Here is a 21,273-nt window from a genome sequence, read left to right as displayed (position 1 = left end):
CTGCCACCCACGCCGGACGTCCGGACCCGTGGGGAGGGGCGGGCGTGCGGGCGCGCGGGGACGGCGCGGGCCCGGGGGCATCGCCGGACGCCCCCGGGTCCCACGCCGCGGCTCAGTGCACCGCGGGCCGCTCCCCGGCCGGCGGCCGGCGCACCAGCAGCGACGCCCCGACCGCGACGACCGACACGATGCCGCCCCACAGGAACGCGTCCTGCACGCCGGCGGTCGTCGCGTCGAGCACGTCCGCGCCCGCCGCGATCCGGCCGGCCGTCGTGGTGGACAGCACCGTGATGAACAGGGCGGTACCGGCGGCCCCCGCGAGCTGCTGGACCGTGTTGACGATCGCGCTGCCGTGCCCGTACAGCTCACGCGGCAGGGTCCCGAGCGCGGACGTGAACAGCGGCGTGATCATGAACGCCAGCCCGGCGGACAGCAGCGTGTGCACCGCGACGACGGTCGCCGCCGAGGTCCCCGGGTGCAGCGTCGACAGCAGCCACAGCGCGGCGCTGAGCGCGACGGCGCCCGGCGTGACGAGCGGGCGCGGCCCGAACCGGTCGAACAGCCGCCCCACGAGCGGGGACAGCGCGCCCATGACGACGCCACCGGGCAGCAGCAGGAGGCCCGTCTGGAGGGTCCCGCGGCCCAGCACGCCCTGCAGGAAGATCGGCAGCACGATGAGCGCGCCGAACATCGCCATGAACGAGATGACCAGCACGAGCGTCGACACCGTGTAGGAGCGGTGCGTGAAGACGCGCAGGTCGAGCAGCGCGCCCGTCGTCCGCTGCAGGGCGAGCTGCCGCCGGACGAACACGACCAGCGCCACCACCCCGACGGTCAGCGGGATCCAGGGTGCGACCGGCGCGTGGCCGCCCGCGGACTCCCCGATGCTCGACAGCCCGAAGATCAGCGCGCCGAAGCCCACGGCGGACAGCGCCAGCGAGACGACGTCGAGGCGGGCGTCCCGCGGGGTCGTCACGTCGCGGACCCGCCACACCCCGAGGCCCAGCGCGGCGAGCGCGATCGGCAGCATCACGAGGAACACCCAGCGCCAGGACAGCTGCGACAGCACGAGGCCCGACATCGTCGGACCGACCGCCGGCGCCACGGAGATGACGATGGAGATCGTCCCCATGACCCGGCCGCGGATCGCCGGCGGCACCAGCGTCAGCACCGTCGTCATGAGCAGCGGGATCATGACGGCGGTCCCGCTCGCCTGGACCACACGGCCGGCCAGCAGGACGCCGAACCCGGGGGCGACCGCCGCGATCGTCGTGCCGACGGTGAACAGGGACATCGCCGCGACGAACACCTGCCGGGTCCGGAACCGGTCCATGACCCAGCCGGTCGCGGGGATGACCACGGCCATCGTCAGCATGAAGCCGGTGGTCAGCCACTGGCCGGTCGCCGCGGAGACGCCGAGCTCCTCCATGAGGACCGGCAGCGCGACGCCCATCGCGGTCTCGTTGAGGATGACGACGAAGCCGGCGACCAGCAGCAGGGCGATGACGGTGCGGTCGGCCGGGTCGAGCCGCACCGGCGCGGGTGCGGCCTGCGGGTCGGCGGGCGCGGTCGACCGGTCCGCGGTTCCGCGTGGGGCGGGCGGGGGAGACGGCGGCAGGGTGCCGGTGCGAGCAGTCATGGGTCTCCCTCGAGTCGGGTGGTCGTCCACCTGGGGGTGCGGGGCCGCTCACGGGCGCGGGGGCGCCGGGCAGCGGTGCGTCGTCGACCTGGGAACCCCCGCCGGGGGACGGGCATTCCGGGTGTCCGCCGGTCGGACGCCGGCGACTGCGCCATGGTGCCACCCGGCACCGACACGGACGCCAGCGATTTCCCGGCACGACACCGCCCGCCCACCGCCCCGTTCGGAGGCTCCCAACGTGGTCGGAGACCTCCACACGTCATCGGAGGTGTCCGGGGAGGTCTCCGATGACGTGTGGAGGTCTCCGTACGCGTTCGGAGCCTCCGACGGGGTCGGTGGGCGGGCGGGGTGGACCGTCAGGCCGTGGTGCCTGCCGTGGACTTCGGCTCGGCGGCGGGCTTCGCCTCCGTGCTCGCGACCGGGCTGTGGTCCTCGGCGGCCGGCTCGGCCTTCGGGCGGGGCGGGACCGACGCGGCGCGGAACTCCGCGCGCGGGTCGTGCAGCGAGCCGAGCGGCACGACCTCGCGGCGCCACAGCAGGTTCGCGGTCCAGCCGGCCATGATGCTGAGCTTGCGGTTCAGCGTCGGCATGGCGAACACGTGGTACGTCCGGTGCATGACCCACGCGAGGAACCCGCGGACCTTGATGCGGCCCATGAACTGCGCGACGCCCTTGTACATGCCGAGCGACGCGACGGCGCCGATGTTCTTGTGCTTGTAGTCCGTCGGCTCCGCGCTGCGCAGCACCCGGGCGAGGTTGTCCGCCAGGTGCGTGGCCTGCCGGATGGCGTGCTGGGCGTTCGGCGGGCAGAACTGGCCCGGCTGGGTCAGGTCCGGCACGGCGGCGCAGTCGCCGGCCGCGTAGGCGTCGGGCACGACGTTCCCGTCGGCGTCCGCCACCTGGAGCGTCGGCAGGGTGATGACGCGACCGAGCTTGTCGAGCGGCAGGTCCGAGTTCTGCAGCACCGGGTTCGCCTTGACGCCCGCGGTCCACACGATCGTCTCGGAGTCGAACTCCGTGCCGTCGGACAGCACCACGTGGCCGTCGACGCACGAGTTGAGGAACGTCGACAGGAACACCTCGATGCGGCGCTTGCGGAGCTGCTCGAGCGTGTAGCCGCCGAGCTCCTCCGAGACCTCGGGCAGGATGCGCCGCGAGCCCTCGACGAGCACGAACCGCAGGTCCTCCTGGTCGAGCGAGCGGTACTGCTTGACCGCGTCGCGCGCCATGTCCTCGACCTCGGCGATGGCCTCGACACCCGCGAACCCGCCGCCCACGAACGTGAAGGTCAGCATCCGCCGGCGCAGCTCCGGGTCCCAGGTGGACGACGCGAGGTCGATCCGACCGAGCACGTGGTTGCGGACGGCGATGGCCTCCTCGACGTTCTTGAAGCCGATGGCCTGCTCCGCGAGCCCGGGGATGGGCAGCGTGCGCGCGACCGACCCGAGGCCGACGATCAGGTGGTCGTAGGTGATCCAGTACGGGTCGCCCTCCTCGGGCGTGACCTCGACCGTGCGGTCGGCGTGCTGGATCGCCGAGACCTTGCCCTGGAGCACGTCGATGCCCTTGAGGGCGCGCCGGTGCGGCGCCACCACGTGGCGGGCGTCGATCGAGCCGGCCGCGGCCTCCGGGAGGAACGGCGCGTAGGTCATGTAGGGACGCGGGTCGACCACCACGATCGCGGCCTCCCGGTTCCCGAGCCGCCGGCGCAGCCGCCGGGCGGAGTACAGCCCCACGGAACCGCCGCCGAGGATGACGATGCGCGGCACCTTGCGGGGCTTCCCCGACGCGCGCGCGGGGGTCGTGACGGTGGCCTCAGACATACGTCAACGGTACGTCCCATGACTTGTTGAAAGCGACCTGACCCCACGTGATCCTGGGCACAAAGTCCCGGACGACGTGTCACGGGGTCGCGGTGGCCTCCGACTCAGGGCTCGCCGACGGTTCCGAGGCAGGACGTTCGTCCTGGTCGGCGGACTGCTCGTCGGTGGTGTCCTCAGGATCGGCCGCCGCGTCGTCGACGATCGCCGGGGCCTTGGCGAACGGCCGCGGCGGCTGCTGCGGCTCGGTCGTCAGCAGCTCCTCGGTCGTGCGCTCCGAGCCGTCGCCCCGGTCCCAGTCGAACTCCGCCGACGGTGCGCCGCGCAGCGGGTAGATGTTCCACCGCTCGCGACCGTCCTCGTCCTGCACGGGCAGGAACGACCACTCCCCCGCGACCCCCGGCAGCGACCACCAGCCCCAGCCGCCGTCGGTGACCGTGCGCACGGGCCTGCCGCGGTCGTCGTACACCTGCACGTCGGTCAGCGCGTTGCCCTCGGCGTCGTAGACGAACAGGTTGCTGACCTGCATCCCGTCCACCCACACGCCGTCCTGCGGCTGGGTCTCGACGTACTGCGTCGAGTACTGCATCCGGCTGACCTCCGAGTCGCTCGCGACGGCGACCACCGGCACCAGGAGGACCGCCGCGACCGCCGAGACCAGCACCGGGAGCACCCGTCCGCGCCGCGGCACCCAGCGCCCGCGACCCCACTGCACGCTCACGACCGCCAGCACTGCGAGCACCAGCATCGTCACGGGGTCGCGCGGCAGCCAGCCCTGGCGGAAGCCGAACACGAACGCGATCACCTGGTAGACGACCCACGCGCGCGCGAGCCACCACACCGGGCGGAGCGAGACGAGGAAGTCGCGCAGCGGCGGCCACCACGGCTGCGCACCCAGCTCGGATCCCATCCGCTCGAGACCGGCGCGCAGGCGGGCCCACGCCCGCTGGGCGGGCGACCGGAGGTCCGGCACGTCGTCCGCGGGCTCGGGCAGCCCGGCCGCCAGGCGCAGCTCGCGCGCGTAGTCCCGCGGGTCGCCGAACCGCGCCCGCAGGTCGGCGACGTCGCTGCCGGCGGCGAGCCGGGACTCGTCGGCCAGCGCGTCCGCCAGGTCGGCCTCCAGCCCGTCGGTCAGGTCGTCGACCTGGTCCTGCGGCAGCCCGGTCAGGTGGGCGCGGACCAGGGCGGCGTACGCCCCGACGTCCGGCACCGGCCCGGGTGCGGGCGCGGCGTGGGCGGTCCCGGTCACGCTGCCTCCTCCTCGAGCAGGCGGGACATCGTGCCCGCGAACTCGCGCCAGTCCTTGCGCTGGGCGGCGAGCATCGCCCTGCCCTGCGCGTTGATCCCGTAGTACTTGCGGTGCGGGCCCTCGTCGCTCGGCACCACGTAGGACGTCAACGCGCCCTGGGAGTACAGGCGCCGCAACGTCCCGTACACGGAGGCGTCGCCCACCTCGGCGAGGCCCGCGGACCGCAGCCGGCGGACGACGTCGTAGCCGTAGCCGTCCTCGTCCGCGACCACGGCCAGCACCGCGACGTCGAGCACCCCCTTGAGCAGCTGGGTCGTGTCCACCGCGCCTCCCGCATCACCGCCGGCCCTGCGGCCGGTCCGTCCGTCCCGGGGTGCGGCGCCCCCTGTCCGCCGCACCCCGGGCTGCTGGCGCGGGAGTCGACCCTCCTCGGCTCCCGCAGGTCACACGGTACTACAGTTCGCGCAGTACCGGGCAGAATTGGATAGTCCGCATGTCGCAGCACGGGCGAGGTGGCGGTCGCGGGCGTGCCGGGCGTCGACGGGAGCCCGTCTACGCCCGGCACGACCCAGGGACAGCGCGACTCAGGGACGGCACGGCTCAGCGACTTCACGGCTCGGCGACGTCACGGCTCAGCGACGGCACGGCTCGGCGACGTCACGGCTCGGCTCGGCGACCGGATCATCCGGGCACGACGCGGCACCGAAGCACCGGCGGCACGGCGGTGCCCGACCGCCGTCCCCCCAGGCGGTCAGCCCCGGAGGTCGGCCTGCCGCTCGGCGACGCTCCAGGCGATGCCGTCGAGGATGTCGTGCTCCGAGGTGACGACCTCGGTGAGCTCGCCGCCGGCCGCGGCGACCTCGGCACGGACCCGCTGCACGACCTCGCGCCACACCAGGGCGCCGGCGCCGATGACGTCCACCCGCCCGGGGTGCATGAACCCGAGCGCCGCGCGCGAGGCCCGGTCCCGCGCGAGCAGGTCGTCGCAGGCCGCGACCACGTCGTCGACCGGGAGCACGGAGCCGTCGATCGCCGCCGGGTCGTACGCGGGCAGGCCCAGCGCGTGCGCGGTGACGGTGGTGACGGACCCGGCCAGCCCGACGAGGGTCGCAGTGCGCGAGAACGGCACCGCCCGCCCGGCGACATCGAGCGCCGCACGGACGTCGCGGACCGCGGCCTCGACCTCGTCCACCGCGGGCGGGTCCGACCGGAGGTGGCGCTCGGTGATGCGCACGCAGCCGACGTCCATCGAGTAGGCGGCCTCCGGGGCGCCGTCACCGAGCACGACCTCGGTGGAACCGCCGCCGAGGTCGACCACCAGGTACGGCGCGTCGTGCCGGGCACCGAGCACCCCGGTCGCGCCCCGGAACGAGAGCGCGGCCTCCTCGACGCCCCCGATGACCTCCGGCTCCACGCCGAGCGCCTCGCGCACGCCGGCCACGAACTCGTCGCGGTTCTCCGCGTCGCGCGAGGCGCTGGTCGCGACGAACCGGACCGCCTCGACGCCGAGGTCCTCGCACACCTGCGCGTAGCGGTGGGTGGCGTCCAGGGTCCGCGCGAGCGCCTCCGGTGCGATGCGTCCCGTGCGGTCGACGCCCTGCCCGAGCCGCACGACCTCCATGCGGCGGTCCAGGTCCACGAGGGTCCCCGCGGACGGGTCGACGTCGGCCACCAGGAGCCGGATGGAGTTGGTCCCGCAGTCGATGGCAGCCACACGCGTCACGCGGGCCATCCTCCCATCCCCCGGCGGGTGCGCCCGGCGGCTCAGCAGGTGCAGCGGTCCGGCCGCCACACGTCGCGCAGCATCAGCAGGACCTCGTCGCCGACCGGGTTCACGCCGGGACCGGCGGCCAGCGCGTGCCCCACGACAACATGCAGGCACTTCACCCGCGTCGGCATCCCCCCGGCCGACACCCCGGCGATCTCCGGCACGTCGCCGAGCGCCGCGCGGTCCGCCAGGTACGCCTCGTGCGCGGCCCGGTACGCCGCACCCAGCTCCGGCTCGCTCTGGACCCGCGCCGTCAGCTCCTTCATCAGGCCGCCGGCCTCGAGCGTGCTGACCGCACCGACAGCGGGCGGGCACGTCAGGTAGTACGTCGTCGGGAACGGGGTGCCGTCGTCCAGCCGGGGCGCGGTGCGCACCACCAGCGGCCGCCCGCACACGCACCGGGCGGCGACGCCCACCACCCCGCGCGCCGGCCGGCCGAGCTGCTCCCGCAGCGCCGCGAGGTCCGCGTCGGTCACGTCGGGCGCGTCGTGGCGGGCGCGCGGCACCTCGGCGGGGTCGGGCAGGGCGCCCACGGTGGTCGGGGGCAGGTCGGTCACGGCGGTCCTCGGGTCGGGCTGGTCGGCAGCGGTCGGGGCGGACGTCAGGGCGTCGGCTCCGCGTCGGGAGCGCCGTCGCCCGGGCTCGGGGTCCCGTCGGCCGGCGCCGACCCATTGTCCCCCGCCTCCGGGTCCTCCGCGGAACCGCCCGCCTCGCCCGTCCCCGCGACGCCCGCGACCTGCACGGAGTCCCAGAGCCGCGCGTACCAGGGCCGTGTCGGGTCGTCGGACCCCGCCGAGGCCGTGGGCCCGGTCGGCGCCTCGTCCGCGGGTTGCTCCTCCGGCACGACCTCAGGGTCCGCCACGCGTAGCGCCCGCTCCCCCGGCATCACGAACGCCAGCCGGGACCGGGCCTGCGCCTCCACGTACGCCGGGTCCGACCACCGGTCCAGCTCCGCCTGCAGGTCCTCGTTCCCCTGCTCGGCGGCGGCGACCTCGGCGCGGAGCTGCTCGAGCTGCACCTGCTGGTCGAGGTACTGCCGCAGCGTCGGGAACACCAGCACGAACGCGATCGACAGCACGACCAGCATCACCAGCGCGCGGACGGTGAACAGCCGCGGCAGCCGCTGCTGGACGGTCTCGGCGCGCGGGCCCCGGCGGTCTCCGCCGCCGGCACGCGCACCCGGGCGGGAGCTGCTGGGGCGCCCCGCCGCGGGGCGAGGGGGTGCCGAGCGCGCCCGGGACAGCCGTGGGACGCGGGGTCGCGGGACGCGGCACGGACTGCTGCGGCACGCCCGTGCGGGGGCTGCCCGCGGTGCCGACGGCGCCGGGCGCGGGCGAGCGCGGCACGGCCGCGGTGCTGGGCGCCCCCGGGGTCCGGGCCGGCTCCCCCGGGGTCCGGGCCGGCTCCCCCGGGGTCCGGCCCGGCGCCCCCGCGGTCCGGGTCGGTGTGCGCGGCGCGCCCGGCGTGCCGGCGGCTGCCGCAGGACGTGCGGCCGCGGAGCCGCGCGGGGCGGCCGGCGTGCGCACCCCCGTCGCGGACCGGGGCTTCCCGGTGCGGCCCGTGCCCGCGACACCCCGGCCGGCGGCGGGCGTCCGACCGGAACGGTCGGCGTCCGTGCGGAGCGCCGCCTCGCGGCTCGCGTCGTCGCCGGCCCCGGTGCGGGGCGCGGCGGGACGACGAGGGGCGGGCATGGACCCGATTGTGCCCCGCCCGGTGCCGCCCGCCCCGCAGGTGGCCCGGCCGTGTCCGCCGCCACGCACACGATCCGCACATCCCCCGACCCCCGCGAGGTCGGCACGTCCAGGCGAGTTCGGCAGCTCCAGGTGCCGACCTCGCACCGGAGCTGCCGAACTCGCGGACCCGGCGGCGGCAGGCGGCGGCCGGCGAGGCGGCGGGAGCGGACGCGCCGGAGGCCGGCAGCCCCGTCAGGGCTACCGGCCTCCGGTCGTGAGCGTGAGGGCTCAGGCCTTCCAGCGGGGGAAGGCCGACAGGCCGGCGTAGCGGCCGGCGTCGTCCAGCTCCTCCTCGATGCGGAGCAGCTGGTTGTACTTGTTGATGCGCTCGCCGCGCGCCGGGGCGCCGGTCTTGATCTGGCCGGCGTTGGTCGCGACGGACAGGTCGGCGATCGTGACGTCCTCGGTCTCGCCGGAGCGGTGCGAGGTCATCGTCGTGAAGCCGTTGCGCTGGGCCAGGGTGACGGCGTCCAGCGTCTCGGTCAGGGTGCCGATCTGGTTCAGCTTGACCAGCAGGGAGTTCGCGGCCTTGAGCTCGATGCCCTTGGCCAGACGCTCCGGGTTGGTGACGAACAGGTCGTCGCCGACGATCTGCACCTTGTCGCCGACCTTGGTGACGAGCTCGGACCAGGTGCCCCACTCGTCCTCGGACAGCGGGTCCTCGATGGAGACCAGCGGGTAGTCCGCGACGAGCTGCTCGTAGAACGCGATCATCTCGGCCGGCGTGGTGGCCTTGCCCTCGAACTGGTACGCGCCGTCCTTGAAGAACTCGGTGGCGGCGACGTCCAGGGCCAGCGCGACGTCCTTGCCCGGCACGAAGCCGGCCTTCTCGATCGCGACGAGGATCAGGTCCAGCGCGGCGCGGTTCGACTCGAGGTTCGGCGCGAAGCCGCCCTCGTCGCCGAGACCGGTCGACAGGCCCTTGCTCTTCAGCACGGACTTCAGCGAGTGGTAGACCTCGGCGCCGGTGCGCAGGGCCTCGCGGAAGGTCGGGGCGCCGATGGGGGCGACCATGAACTCCTGGATGTCGACGTTGGAGTCGGCGTGCGACCCACCGTTGAGGATGTTCATCATCGGGACGGGCAGCACGTGGGCGTTCGGGCCGCCGACGTAGCGGAACAGCGGCAGGTCGGCCGAGTCGGCCGCGGCCTTCGCCACGGCGAGCGAGACGCCGAGGATCGCGTTGGCGCCGAGCTTGCCCTTGTTCGGGGTGCCGTCGAGGTCGATCAGGGCCTGGTCGACCAGGCGCTGCTCGGTGGCCTCGAAGCCGATGAGCTCCGGGGCGATCTCGTCGATGACGGCGTTGACCGCGTCCTCGACGCCCTTGCCCAGGTAGCGGGACTTGTCGCCGTCACGGCGCTCGACGGCCTCGAAGGCACCGGTCGAGGCACCCGAGGGCACACCGGCACGGGCGATCGTGCCGTCGTCGAGAGCGACCTCGACCTCGACAGTGGGGTTGCCGCGCGAGTCCAGGATCTCGCGGGCGCCGACGGCCTCGATGCTGGCCATACGTGCTCCTTCGACAGTTCGGGTGGGGATGCGTCCTCAGCCTAGTGCCGTCCGCCGCGTGCGTCGGTGGGACCTTCGGCGAGCGCCCGGTGAACACGCGACGACGGGCCCCGGGCGGCCGTGGCGGCCGGGGCCGGGGCCCGTCGTGCGGGGTGTCAGAGCGCGGCGACGATGCGCTCCACCTGGTCCTTCGCGTCGCCGAACAGCATGGCGGTGTTCTCGCGGAAGAACAGCGGGTTCTGCACGCCGGCGTACCCGGTGGCCATCGAGCGCTTGAACACGATGACCTGCTTGGCGTGCCAGACCTCGAGCACCGGCATCCCGGCGATCGGCGAGCCCGGGTCCTCGAGGGCCGCGGGGTTGACCGTGTCGTTCGCGCCGATGACGAGAGCCACGTCGGTGTCCGCCAGGTCGTCGTTGATCTCGTCCATCTCGAGCACGATGTCGTACGGCACCTTGGCCTCGGCGAGCAGCACGTTCATGTGCCCGGGCAGGCGCCCGGCCACGGGGTGCACGCCGAACTTCACGTCCACGCCGGAGGCCCGCAGCCGCGCCACGAGGTCCGCGACCGGGTACTGCGCCTTGGCGACGGCCATGCCGTAGCCGGGGGTGATGACGACCGAGCCGGCGTTCTTGAGCAGCTCGGCGACCTCGGCGGCCTGGATCTCGCGGTGCTCGCCGTAGTCCTGCGCGGACGCGCTCACCGTGCCGCCCTCGGCGCCGAAGCCGCCCAGGATCACGCTGATGAACGACCGGTTCATGGCGCGGCACATGATGTACGACAGGATCGCGCCGGAGGACCCGACGAGGGCGCCCGTGACGATGAGCAGGTTGTTGCTCAGCATGAAGCCGGCGGCGGCCGCGGCCCACCCGGAGTACGAGTTGAGCATCGACACGACGACGGGCATGTCGCCGCCGCCGATCGCGGCGACCAGGTGCCACCCGAGCGCGAGCGCGACGACGGTCATGCCGACCAGCGGCACGAGCGACGGGCTCGCGAGGAACCACGCCATGAGGCCGCCGGACGCCACGAGGGCGCCGAGGTTCAGCCAGTTGCGGCCGGGCAGCGTCAGCGGCGCGGACTTCATCTTCGCCGACAGCTTGAGGTAGGCGACGACCGAGCCGGTGAACGTCACGGCGCCGATGAGGACGCCGAGGAACACCTCGACGAGGTGCACCGCGTCGGCGTGCGTCTCGGTCAGGTAGGAGTTGAAGCCGACGAGCACGGCCGCGATGCCGACGAACGAGTGCAGCATCGCGATCATCTCGGGCATCTGCGTCATCTCGACGCTGCGCGCCCGCCACGTGCCGACGGCGATGCCGATGACGAGCACGAGGGCGATGAGCAGCAGCGTGACCAGCGGGCTGCGCTCGGACTGGTCGAGGCTGAGCACGACGGTGGCGGCCAGGGCGAGGCCCATGCCGATCATGCCGAGCAGGTTGCCCCGGCGGGCGGTCTCCTGCTTCGACAGCCCCGCGAGGCTCAGGACGAACAGGACGGCGGCGACGAGGTACACGCCCTGGACAGCGGAGGTGAGCATCTCAGGCCTCCTCCTTCCGGAACATCCCGATCATGCGGTAGGCCACGAGGAAGCCACCGAAGATGTTGATGGAGGCGACCGCGGCCGCCGCGAACGCGAGCGCCGACACCACCCAGTCGTCGCTGCCGATCTGCAGCAGGGCGCCGACGAGGATGATCCCGGAGATGGCGTTGGTCTGGGCCATCAGCGGGGTGTGCAGCGAGTGGCTGACGTTGGAGATGACGTAGTAGCCGACGAACACCGCGAGCACGAACACGGTGAAGTGCCCGAGGAACGCGGCGGGCGAGAACGTGATCGCCAGGGCGAGCAGGACGGCGCCGAGCGCGAGCCCGACCATCTGCCGGCGGCCCTTGCGCGCCGCGGCCTCGCGGGCCAGCCGGGCCTTCTCGGCGGGGTCGACCGGCGCGACGGCGGGCGCCGCGTCGGCGGCGGGTGCCGCGGAGACCTGCACCGGCGGGGGCGGCCACAGCACCTCCCCGGCCTTCGTCACGGTCATCCCGCGCTGCACGACGTCGTCCATGTCGAGCACCAGCGCGCCGTCCTTGCCCGGCGTGAGGAGCTTGAGCAGGTTGACCACGTTGGTGCCGAAGAGCTGCGAGGTGTGCCGCGCCATCCGGCTGGTGAGGTCGGTGTACCCGAGGATCGTCACGCCGTTCGCGGTGACGACCTTCTCCCCCGGGACGGTCAGCTCGCAGTTGCCGCCGCCGGACGCGGCCAGGTCGACGATCACGCTGCCGGGCCGCATCGCGGCGACCATGTCGGCGCTGATCGTGCGGGGGGCGGTGCCGCGGACGAGCGCCGTGGTGACGACGATGTCGGCCTTGGCGGTCTCCGCGGCGTACATCTCCGCGGTGAGGCGCTCCTGCTCCGCGGTGAGCTCGCGGGCGTAGCCGTCGGCGCTGACCTCCTGCTGGGCGGCCGCGGCCTGGACGAACGTCGCGCCCATCGACTCGATCTGCTCGCCGACCTCGGGGCGCACGTCGTACGCGCGGACCTGGGCGCCGAGGCTGCCGGCGGCGCCGATGGCCGCGAGCCCGGCGACGCCGGCGCCGATCACGAACACCGTGGCCGGCGGCGTCTTGCCCGCGGCGGTCACCTGGCCGGTGAACATCCCGCCGAACTCCTCGGCGGCCTCGATGACAGCCCGGTAGCCGGCGACGTTGGACATGGTGCTCAGCACGTCGAGCGCCTGCGCGCGCGAGATGCGCGGGACCGCGTCGAGGGCCAGGGCCGAGACGCCGCGGGCCGCGAGGGCCGCCACGAGCTCGGGGTGGGCGGCCGGTGCCATCATCGACACCAGCGTCGCGCCGGGGGTCAGGGCGGCGATCTCGTGCTCGGCCGGGGCGTTCACGGCGGTGACCACGTCGCTGGCCCAGACCTCGGCGGCGTCGGCGAGGGCCGCACCCGCCTCGGCGTAGGCCGCGTCGGGGAAGCTCGCCGCGGCACCCGCACCGTGCTCGACCACCACCTCGTACCCGAGCTTCGCGAGCTGGGCGACGGTGGCGGGCGTCGCGGCGACCAGGCGCTCGCCGGGCCGGCTCTCCTTCGGGACGCCGATCCTCATCGACCCCTCCTCATCCGTGGACGCGCACCCGCGCAGGTGCGCGGGACCGGCCGCGCGGGGGCGTGGCCGCGACCATCCTGCCCAGCCCGGGCGCGGGCCGTGCCGGACCTTCGGCCCGGCAATCGCTTTCCTGCTGCTGGTGGCGGTGTGACGTGCCTCGCGGCCGGCCCGGTCAGTCCGCCTGCTGGACGCCCGCGGCCTCCGCGGCCCGCAGCCGGGCCTCCCACGCCGCCGTCGCGCGCCGCAGCTCGCCCTCGGCGTCGAGGCCCGCGCGGCGCGCCTCCTGCACCAGCGCGAGGAGCCGCTCCCCGACCCCGGTGCCCGCAGCGCCGTCAGCGGCGGGGACCGCGTCCGCGCCGACGGGGAGGGTCGCGCCGGCCGGGACGTCCAGGTCCGCGCGCGCGGCGCGGGAGGCGATCTTCTGCGCCCGCGCCAGCGCCCCCATCGCCAGCGGGACGCCGTCGAGCACGGACTCGCGCTGCTTCTCGACGCGCTTGATCCGCTCCCACTGCCGGTGCACGCCGTCGCTCCCGTCGACCTCCGCGCCCGCGAACACGTGCGGGTGCCGGCGGACCAGCTTCGCGACGAGGTCCGCCGCGACGTCGTCCACGTCGAACGGGTCGTCCGGGTCCTCCTGCGCGATGCGGGCGTGGAAGACCACCTGCAGCAGGAGGTCCCCCAGCTCCTCGCGCAGGTTCGCCCGGTCGCCGCGCTCCACGGCCTCCGCGACCTCGTAGGCCTCCTCCAGCACGTACGGGACGAGCGAGGCGTGCGTCTGCTCGGCGTCCCACGGGCAGCCGCCCGGCGAGCGCAGCCGGTCCATGACGGCGACGAGCCGGCGCAGCGGGTCGGCGACGTCGGCGGCGTCCCCCGGACGCGCGGCCGGGTCCGGGTGCCCGTCGCCGGGCCCGCCCGGCCGCGCGGTGCCGGGCGCCGCGGTCACGGGGTCGCGTCCGCCGCGGCGTCCTGGGCGACGAGCCACGGGTACGTGGTCGCGCCGATCGTGCCCTCGTCGGTGCGCGTGCCGAAGCGCGGGTTGATCGTGAAGTCGAGGGACGACAGGTCCTCCTGCAGCGCCGTCAGCCGCTGCTCGGCGTCCGAGGCGCCCTGCAGCGCCTGCAGGGACAGGACGTAGCGCATGACGTCGACGGAGGACTCCGAGAACTCGCGGTCCTCGTCGCCCCCGGCCGCCGCGACCTGCTGCTGCAGGGCGTCGCCCGCCTGCTCCGGCGACACGCCCACGCCCGCGTCCTGCGCCGCACCGACGACCAGCGGCTCCTGGACGAGGACGCCCACGATCGCGGACTGCGTCACGCCCTGGAGCACGTCGCCGAGCTCGCGCGTCGCGGTGTCGACGTCGGCCGACGACACGACGCGGTCACCGACCACCGCGGCCGCCCCGGGCTGACCACCGCTGCACGCGGCGAGCGCCGCCACCAGCGCCGCGGCGCCCGTCACCGTCAGCAACCGCCTGCTGGACCTCCGCGTCACCGCACGCTCACCTTGCCTTCTCCTGGTCGCACCCTCGCCCGACCGGGCCATCGTAGAGGCCGCGCCTGGCAGCCCGGGACGCGGGGCGTGCGCGCGGCGGGTCGGCGAGCCCGTCACCGCCCCGCCGTGCCGACGCCCGCCGCAGCGGCCACGTCCCCGAGCACCACCGCGTCGATGAGCTGGCGCGCCCACGTCAGGACCGCCTCGCCGTGGAGGGGCTTGCCGCCGATGCGCGCCGTCGTGGGGAACGGCACCAGCACCGTGCGCAGCGCCGGCTTGAGCACCGATCCCGGGTACAGCCGCTTGAGCCGCAGCTGCGCGGACTCGGGCAGCTCGACGGGCGCGAACCGCACGAACCTGCCCTGCGCGGTGACGTCGCTCAGACCCGCCGCCCGGGCGTGCAGCCGGAACCGCGCGACCGCGAACAGGTTCGTGACCGGCTCGGGGATCGGCCCGTACCGGTCCACGAGCTCCTCGGAGATCTCCGTGAGCGCCGCCTCGTCCGCGGCCGCCGCGAGCTTGCGGTACGCCTCGAGCCGCAGCCGCTCGTGCGCGATGTAGTCGTGCGGGATGTGCGCGTCCACCGGCAGCTCCACGGTGACGTCGGGCAGCTCCTCCGGCTGGTCGCCGCGGTAGGACGCCACCGCCTCGCCCACCATGCGGATGTACAGGTCGAACCCGACGCCCTCGATGTGGCCGGACTGCTCGCCGCCCAGCAGGTTGCCCGCGCCGCGGATCTCGAGGTCCTTCATCGCCACGGCCATGCCCGCACCGAGGTCCGTGTTCGCCGCGATCGTCGCGAGCCGGTCGTGGGCGGTCTCCGTCAGGGGCTTCTCCGGCGGGTACAGGAAGTACGCGTACGCCCGCTCGCGGCCGCGGCCGACGCGCCCGCGGAGCTGGTGGAGCTGCGAGAGCCCGAGGCGGTCGGCGCGCTCCAGGATGAGGGTGTTCGCGTTCGAGATGTCCAGGCCCGTCTCGACGATCGTCGTGCAGACGAGGACGTCGAACCTCTTCTCCCAGAAGTCGACGATGACCTGCTCGAGCTGGTGCTCGTTCATCTTGCCGTGGGCGACGGCGACGCGGGCCTCCGGCACCAGCTCGTGCAGCCGGGACGCGGTGCGCTCGATCGACTCCACCTTGTTGTGGACGTAGAACACCTGGCCCTCGCGCAGCAGCTCACGGCGGATGGCGGCGGCGATCTGCTTCTCCTCGTACGCGCCGACGAAGGTCAGCACCGGGTGCCGCTCCTCCGGGGGCGTGGCGAGCGTCGACATCTCCCGGATGCCGGTGACCGCCATCTCCAGGGTCCGCGGGATCGGGGTCGCGGACATCGCCAGCACGTCGACGTTGGTCCGCAGGGCCTTGAGCGTCTCCTTGTGCTCGACGCCGAACCGCTGCTCCTCGTCGATGACGACCAGGCCGAGGTCCTTGAACCGGATCTCACCGGTGATGAGCCGGTGCGTGCCGATGACGATGTCCACCGAGCCGTCGCGCAGGCCGTCGACGACCGCCTCGGACTCGGCCTTCGTCTGGAACCGCGACAGCGCCTTGACCGTGACCGGGAAGCCCGCGTACCGCTCGGTGAACGTGTCGAGGTGCTGCTGGACCAGCAGCGTGGTCGGCACCAGCACCGCCACCTGCTTGCCGTCCTGCACGGCCTTGAACGCCGCGCGCACCGCGATCTCCGTCTTGCCGTAGCCGACGTCGCCGCAGATCAACCGGTCCATGGGGATCGGCTTCTCCATGTCCTGCTTGACCTCGTCGATCGTCGCGAGCTGGTCCGGCGTCTCCACGTAGGCGAACGCGTCCTCCAGCTCGCGCTGCCACGGGGTGTCGGGGCCGAACGCGTGGCCCGCGGTCGCCATGCGCGCGCTGTAGAGCCGGATCAGCTCCCCGGCGATCTCCTTGACCGCCTTGCGGGCGCGGCCCTTGGTCTTCGCCCAGTCGGAGCCGCCCATCTTGTTGAGGCTCGGCGCCTCGCCGCCGACGTACTTGGTCACCTGGTCGAGCTGGTCGGTCGGGACGAACAGCCGGTCCCCCGGCTGGCCCCGCTTCGACGACGCGTACTCGATGACCATGTACTCGCGGGTCGCCGCGGCCGCGCCGGAGCCGATGGTCCGGGACACGAGCTCGACGAACCTGCCGACGCCGTGCTGCTCGTGCACGACGAAGTCCCCCGGCCGGAGCTGCAGCGGGTCGACGACGTTGCGCCGCCGGCTGGGCATCCGGCGCATGTCACGCGTGCTCGACCCCGGGCGGCCGGTGAGGTCGGACTCGGAGAAGACCGCCAGACGCAGCCCCTCGGCCACGAAGCCGGGGCCGACCTGCGCCGGTGTGACCAGCACGACCCCGCCCTCGGGCTCGGCCTCGAGCGCCGGCACCAGGCGTGCCGGGACGTCGGCGGCGCGCAGCTGCTCCGTCATGCGCTGCGCGGGGCCGTGCCCCTCGGTCGCCAGGACCAGCCGCCAGCCGTCCTGCTGGAGCCGCCGCACGTCGGCGACGGCGCGGTCGACCTCGCCGCGGTAGCGCTCGACGTCGCGGGCCGCCACCACGAGCGTCTCCACACCGTCCGCGACGCGCAGCCCGTCGGGGTCGCCCTCCGCCGCGTCGGCGTCGAGGGTGAACGGGCTGAGGGTCCACCACCCGAGCCCCCGCACGGCGGCGAGCGCCCGGACCTCCGCGAACGAGGCGAACGAGGCGGCGGACAGGTCGAGCGGCGTCGCGGCGCCCGCCGCCGCCGACGTCCACGCCGCCTGGAGGAACTCCTCGGTGGTGGCGACCAGGTCGTGCGCGCGCCGGCGGACCCGCTCGGGGTCGGCGAGCACGAGCAGCGCGTCGTCGGGCACCAGGTCGAGCACCGGGACCATCCGCTCCACCAGGGCCGGGGCGAGCGACTCCATCCCCTCGACGGCGATGCCCTGCGCGAGCTTGTCGAGCATGTCCACCGCGCCGGGCAGCCGCTCCACCAGGGCGGCGGCGCGCTCGCGCACCTCGTCGGTCAGGAGGATCTCCCGGCACGGCGGCGCCCACAGCCCGTGGTCGGCGATCTCGAGGCTGCGCTGGTCGGCGACCGAGAACCAGCGGATCTCCTCGACGGTGTCGCCCCACAGCTCGATGCGCAGCGGGTGGTCCTCGGTCGGCGGGAACACGTCGAGGATGCCGCCGCGGACCGCGAACTCGCCGCGCCGCTCCACCATGTCGACGCGGCTGTACGCGGCCGCCACCAGGCGCTCGGCGACGTCGGTGAGGTCCGCACGGTCCCCGGCCGCGAGCGCGACGGGCTCGAGCTCGCCCAGGCCGTCGACGACCGGCTGGAGCAGCGCGCGCACCGGCATCACGAGCACGCGGATCGGTCCGGCGTGGCCCGGCTCGGGGTCGGGGTGCGCCAGCCGGCGGAACACCGCGAGCCGCCGGGCCACGGTGTCGGCGCGCGGGGACAGGCGCTCGTGCGGGAGCGTCTCCCACGACGGGAGGACGGCCACGTCGTCGTCGGCCAGGTAGCAGCGCAGCGCGGCCGCCATCTCGTCGGCGTCACGGCCGGTCGCGGTCACGACGACGAGAGGGCGCCCGGCCCCGGGGCGGGGACGGTCCGCCGCTCCCGCCCCGGCACCCGCCGTCCGGGCCCCCGCGAGAGCGGCGAGCAGCGGAGGGCGCACGCCGGCCGGCCCGACGACGTCGACCTCGCCGCGGGCGGCGACCAGGCCGACGGCGCGCGCCACCGCGGGGTCGGCGAGCAGGACGGGCAGCAGACCGGCGACGTTCATGGGTTCCTTCCGCCACGGGGGCGCACAGCACGAGAACCCCGGATCCAGAGGACCCGGGGTGGGTGCACCACTCTACGAGCGCCCACCGACACCCTCATCTGCGGCCGGGTTCTTGACACGGTCTCACCCAGTTTGTCCTAATTTGCACCGAGGGCCGTGCCCTCACGGACCCGGTCGGGCAGGACCCGGTTCAGCTGCCCGGCCCGCCGGGCCCGCCGACGGCGTGCAGACCACCCGCGCCGGCACCGGCCACCCTGCCGCCGACCCACCGGGAGACGACATGACGGGATCCGCGCCTGCGCGGAGCGTGCCCTGCGCGACGGCGGCGGGCGCTGCCGCGGCGGACGGCGCGGCCCCGTCGCTCCCCGTCCTGTGGAGCCTCAACGGGCTGCGGGCCGTCGGCGCGCTGCTCGTGATGCTGTACCACGTCAACGCCTGGAACCTGCAGGTGATCCGCGGTTCCAGCGCCGGGTTCACCGGCGTCGGGCTGTTCTTCGTCCTGTCCGGCTTCGTGCTGACCTGGACCGCACGGCCCGGCACGACCGTCGGCACGTTCTACCGCAGGCGGCTCGCGCGCATCGTCCCGAACCACGTGGTGACCTGGCTGCTCGGGCTGGCGATCGCGGTCGTGCTCATGGAGCAGGTGCTCGACCCCACGACCGCGGTCGTGGGCCTGCTCCTGCTGCAGGCGTGGTCCCCCGACGCGCAGCTCGTGTTCGCGGTCAACGGCGTCACGTGGTCGCTGTCCTGCGAGATCGCGTTCTACGTGGCGTTCCCGCTGCTCCTGTGGGGCCTGCGGCGGATGCGCGCGCGCACGCGCACCGCCGTCGCCCTCGGCGCGCTCGCCGTCCCGCCGCTCGTGGGCGTGCTCTGGCCGGCCACCGTCCCGCTGCTGTTCCACCTGCCCCCGGCCCGGCTCCCGGAGTTCGTGCTCGGCATGGTGACCGCGATGGCGGTGCAGGAGGGGTGGCGACCCCGGGTCCCGGCCCCGGTGCTGCTCGGCCTGCTCGCCGTCGGCATCCTCGGCGCCGCCGCCGTCACGGTCCACCCCACGGTGCTCACCGCCGCGCTCGCCGTCGCCTTCGCGCCGCTCGCCGCCCGGTGCGCGCGGGGGGACATCGACGGTGGCAACCGCTGGGCGCGGCACCCGGCGGTGGTCGTGGCGGGTGCGCTGTCGTTCTCCTTCTACCTGCTGCACGAGCTCGTGATCAAGATGGTGCTGGTGACACCGGTGCGGGGTCCCGTGACGATCCCGCTGGTGCTCGCCGTCTCCGCCGCGCTGGCGTTCGGGCTGTACCGCGGGGTCGAGGTGCCGGCCCGCGCGCGGCTGCTCGCCGGGGCCCGGCAGCAGCCGAGGCCGTCGCTCGCGGAGCTCGGCGCCGCCGCGCACGCGCGGGCCGAGCGGCGACCCCGTCACTCCCGGCCCCGCTCCGTCGCGTGGTCGTTCCCTGTCCCCGGGACCGCCGGCCGTGCCGTGCTCGCGACGGCCGCCCCGGCACCCGTGCTCCCCGCCGGCCACGTCGTCGCGGCCGGCGGGGCGACCGCCGCCGGAGCCGTGGTGCACGGGGCGGTCGCGCCCGGGGCACCAGCCGCGGGTGCCGCTGCGGGTGCCGTCGCGGGTGCCCTCGCGGCGGAGCCGGACGGCGCGCTGCCGGGCGGCCCGGGCTCGGCCTCCGAGGCGCGCTGGGCCGGTGCGGCCGACCACGGGACGCCGGGATGGCGCCCGCCGGCCGCGCCGCGCACGCCCCCGCCGGCACCGGTGCGGGTGCGGCCGTGGGCCCCGGCCGCACCACCCGCGGCCACGGCGCGCGGCGCCGGGCCGACGACCGTCCGCCCCGTGCCGACGGCGTGGTCCCCTCCGCCGCCTCCGTCCCGCCCGGCCCGGCCCGTCGATGCGGCCCGCCCGCTCCACCCGGCCCACCCGGTCCCGCCCGGGGCGGGCGGCGCGCGGACCTGATCTCCGGCGCGTCCGGTGTCAGGACGCGCTGCGGTCCGGCAGCACGGGCGCGGCGGGCCGGCTGTGCGGCGGTCGGCGCCAGAAGTCGACCACGGACCCGCGCGGCCCTCTCGCTCCGGCGGACGGCTCCCGGACCGCGGCAGCGTCCTGCGCGGCCCCCGGTGCACCGGGGGCCGCGCAGACCGCCACGGCCGACGACCGGGGACGGGTGACCAGCGCGACGGGCGCGGCCGCCCGGGGCGCGCCCGCGCCGCCGGGGACGTCGCCTTCGGCGGAGCGCGGCGGCTCCCGGTCGGACGCCCGCCGCTGCCGGAGCAGCTCCGCCGACCGGGCGCAGGCCGCGCGGGCGGGCAGGAGACGGTCCGGCGGGGCGTGGCGCGCGCCCAGCAGCAGCACCACGGCCGCGTCCCGGAGCAGGGCGGCCAGGGCGGGGAGCAGCGCGGGGCGGCCCTGACCGAGGTGGCGGACGACGTACGCGTCGACCCGGCCCAGCGCCCGGGCGCGGCGCGCCGCGGCACGGCGTCCGGTGCGCGGGTCACGGCCCAGCAGCACCGGGCTGCCGGAGACGGCGGCCTCACGGAAGCCTGCGCCGACCGCGTCACGCCGGAAGACGGCCGCCGCGCCCTCCTCGTCGGCGGCGAGCCCCTCGTCGAACCCCACGGCCTCGAGCACGGCCCGCGTCGTGCCGCCCGCGGCGGCGGGCCAGGCCCCGGCCGGAGGCGGGTCGGGGACGAGACCGAGCACGCGGTCGGCCGGGCCGGCCGGCACGCGGGCCCGGGCGTGCACAGCGCCCCCGACGAGGTCGGCACGGCCGGCACGCATCGGCGCGGTCATCGCCGTCACCCAGCCGGCGGGGACCCGCACCTCCGCCAGCGTGAAGAGCAGGTACCGGCCGCGGGACGCCGCGACGCCGAGGTTGCGGGCGCGCGCCGCACCGACGCCGGGCGCGGCGACGACCCGCAGCCGTCGCCCGCAGGCGCGCAGCACGGGGCCCAGGGAGGCCGCGTCCCCGGCGACGAGCACGATCTCCCCGCCGAGCCGGTCGCCCCGCAGCGGGACGGCGGGCCCCCCGGACCCGGCGTGCGGACCGCGCGCCGCGGCGTCGAGGGCGGCGAGGAGGTCGAGCAACGTCCGGGGCAGTCCCGGCTCCGACCCGCGGGCCACGACGACCACGGAGACGTCGACGCGCCCCGGGAGCGACTCGGGCACCCTCACCTCCCGGTGGCACGGCCCCGGGC

General features: G+C 75.4%; 15 protein-coding genes. 1 reads left to right on the top strand and 14 read right to left on the bottom strand.

The window, feature by feature from the left end; translation table 11 throughout:
* Positions 1-112 precede the first annotated feature (112 nt).
* The 13 genes from K5O09_RS04010 to mfd form a co-directional block, all read right to left on the bottom strand.
* Positions 113-1,639: an MDR family MFS transporter gene (locus tag K5O09_RS04010; RefSeq protein ID WP_222171555.1), complete on the bottom strand. Its 1,527-nt coding sequence runs from the start codon at positions 1,637-1,639 to the stop codon at positions 113-115.
* Between the two features lie 356 nt (positions 1,640-1,995).
* A complete protein-coding gene (locus tag K5O09_RS04005) occupies positions 1,996-3,462 on the bottom strand; it encodes an NAD(P)/FAD-dependent oxidoreductase (RefSeq protein WP_222171554.1) in 1,467 nt (488 codons plus the stop codon).
* A 79-nt stretch (positions 3,463-3,541) separates the two neighbouring features.
* Positions 3,542-4,708, bottom strand: a complete 1,167-nt coding sequence (locus tag K5O09_RS04000; protein ID WP_222171553.1) for a hypothetical protein — start codon at positions 4,706-4,708, stop codon at positions 3,542-3,544.
* Positions 4,705-5,031, bottom strand: a complete 327-nt coding sequence (locus K5O09_RS03995; protein WP_222171552.1) for a PadR family transcriptional regulator — start codon at positions 5,029-5,031, stop codon at positions 4,705-4,707. The genes K5O09_RS04000 and K5O09_RS03995 overlap by 4 nt, the downstream gene beginning before the upstream one ends.
* A 428-nt stretch (positions 5,032-5,459) precedes the next feature.
* Entirely contained in the window at positions 5,460-6,431 is a 972-nt protein-coding gene (locus K5O09_RS03990; protein WP_255596084.1) for a Ppx/GppA phosphatase family protein, read from the bottom strand.
* Between the two features lie 41 nt (positions 6,432-6,472).
* Complete coding sequence (locus K5O09_RS03985; protein ID WP_222172570.1) at positions 6,473-6,982, bottom strand: DUF501 domain-containing protein; 510 nt, start codon at positions 6,980-6,982, stop codon at positions 6,473-6,475.
* Between the two features lie 95 nt (positions 6,983-7,077).
* Positions 7,078-7,563: a septum formation initiator family protein gene (locus K5O09_RS03980; RefSeq protein ID WP_222172569.1), complete on the bottom strand. Its 486-nt coding sequence runs from the start codon at positions 7,561-7,563 to the stop codon at positions 7,078-7,080.
* An 874-nt stretch (positions 7,564-8,437) separates the two neighbouring features.
* A complete protein-coding gene (eno, locus tag K5O09_RS03975; RefSeq protein ID WP_222171550.1) occupies positions 8,438-9,718 on the bottom strand; it encodes a phosphopyruvate hydratase in 1,281 nt (426 codons plus the stop codon).
* Positions 9,719-9,873: 155 nt separating this feature from the next.
* A complete protein-coding gene (pntB, locus tag K5O09_RS03970) occupies positions 9,874-11,259 on the bottom strand; it encodes a Re/Si-specific NAD(P)(+) transhydrogenase subunit beta (RefSeq protein WP_222171549.1) in 1,386 nt (461 codons plus the stop codon).
* A 1-nt stretch (position 11,260) separates the two neighbouring features.
* Entirely contained in the window at positions 11,261-12,823 is a 1,563-nt protein-coding gene (locus tag K5O09_RS03965) for a Re/Si-specific NAD(P)(+) transhydrogenase subunit alpha (protein ID WP_222171548.1), read from the bottom strand.
* A gap of 172 nt (positions 12,824-12,995) precedes the next feature.
* Complete coding sequence (locus tag K5O09_RS03960) at positions 12,996-13,766, bottom strand: MazG family protein (RefSeq protein WP_255596080.1); 771 nt, start codon at positions 13,764-13,766, stop codon at positions 12,996-12,998.
* Positions 13,763-14,314: a SurA N-terminal domain-containing protein gene (locus K5O09_RS03955; protein ID WP_222171547.1), complete on the bottom strand. Its 552-nt coding sequence runs from the start codon at positions 14,312-14,314 to the stop codon at positions 13,763-13,765. The genes K5O09_RS03960 and K5O09_RS03955 overlap by 4 nt, the downstream gene beginning before the upstream one ends.
* Before the next feature lie 113 nt (positions 14,315-14,427).
* On the bottom strand, positions 14,428-18,078 hold the full coding sequence (gene mfd, locus K5O09_RS03950) for a transcription-repair coupling factor (protein ID WP_222171546.1): 3,651 nt from the start codon (positions 18,076-18,078) through the stop codon (positions 14,428-14,430).
* 280 nt (positions 18,079-18,358) lie between these two features.
* On the opposite strand from mfd, the gene K5O09_RS03945 reads away from it, so the two are divergent.
* On the top strand, positions 18,359-20,035 hold the full coding sequence (locus tag K5O09_RS03945) for an acyltransferase (RefSeq protein ID WP_222171545.1): 1,677 nt from the start codon (positions 18,359-18,361) through the stop codon (positions 20,033-20,035).
* An 18-nt stretch (positions 20,036-20,053) separates the two neighbouring features.
* Here K5O09_RS03945 and K5O09_RS03940 read toward each other — a convergent pair whose 3' ends face one another.
* The gene (locus K5O09_RS03940; RefSeq protein ID WP_222171544.1) at positions 20,054-21,244 is read right to left on the bottom strand and encodes a glycosyltransferase family A protein; all 1,191 of its coding nucleotides are present in this window, start codon (positions 21,242-21,244) and stop codon (positions 20,054-20,056) included.
* Positions 21,245-21,273: the final 29 nt, after the last annotated feature.

Source organism: Cellulomonas sp. C5510 (genome assembly GCF_019797765.1).
In the GTDB taxonomy this organism is placed as follows: domain Bacteria; phylum Actinomycetota; class Actinomycetes; order Actinomycetales; family Cellulomonadaceae; genus Cellulomonas.
The sequence above is the reverse complement of the archived record's forward strand: the minus strand, read 5'-3'. Positions and strand labels throughout refer to the sequence as shown.

Excerpts from the sequence above, each read along its gene's own strand:
- K5O09_RS04010 (WP_222171555.1), bottom strand. The coding sequence starts at position 1,639 with ATGACTGCTCGCACCGGCACCCTGCCGCCGTCTCCCCCGCCCGCCCCA.
- K5O09_RS04005 (WP_222171554.1), bottom strand. The coding sequence starts at position 3,462 with ATGTCTGAGGCCACCGTCACGACCCCCGCGCGCGCGTCGGGGAAGCCC.
- K5O09_RS03980 (WP_222172569.1), bottom strand. The coding sequence starts at position 7,563 with ATGCTGGTCGTGCTGTCGATCGCGTTCGTGCTGGTGTTCCCGACGCTG.
- eno (WP_222171550.1), bottom strand. The coding sequence starts at position 9,718 with ATGGCCAGCATCGAGGCCGTCGGCGCCCGCGAGATCCTGGACTCGCGC.
- pntB (WP_222171549.1), bottom strand. The coding sequence starts at position 11,259 with ATGCTCACCTCCGCTGTCCAGGGCGTGTACCTCGTCGCCGCCGTCCTG.
- K5O09_RS03965 (WP_222171548.1), bottom strand. The coding sequence starts at position 12,823 with ATGAGGATCGGCGTCCCGAAGGAGAGCCGGCCCGGCGAGCGCCTGGTC.
- mfd (WP_222171546.1), bottom strand. The coding sequence starts at position 18,078 with ATGAACGTCGCCGGTCTGCTGCCCGTCCTGCTCGCCGACCCCGCGGTG.
- K5O09_RS03945 (WP_222171545.1), top strand. The coding sequence starts at position 18,359 with ATGACGGGATCCGCGCCTGCGCGGAGCGTGCCCTGCGCGACGGCGGCG.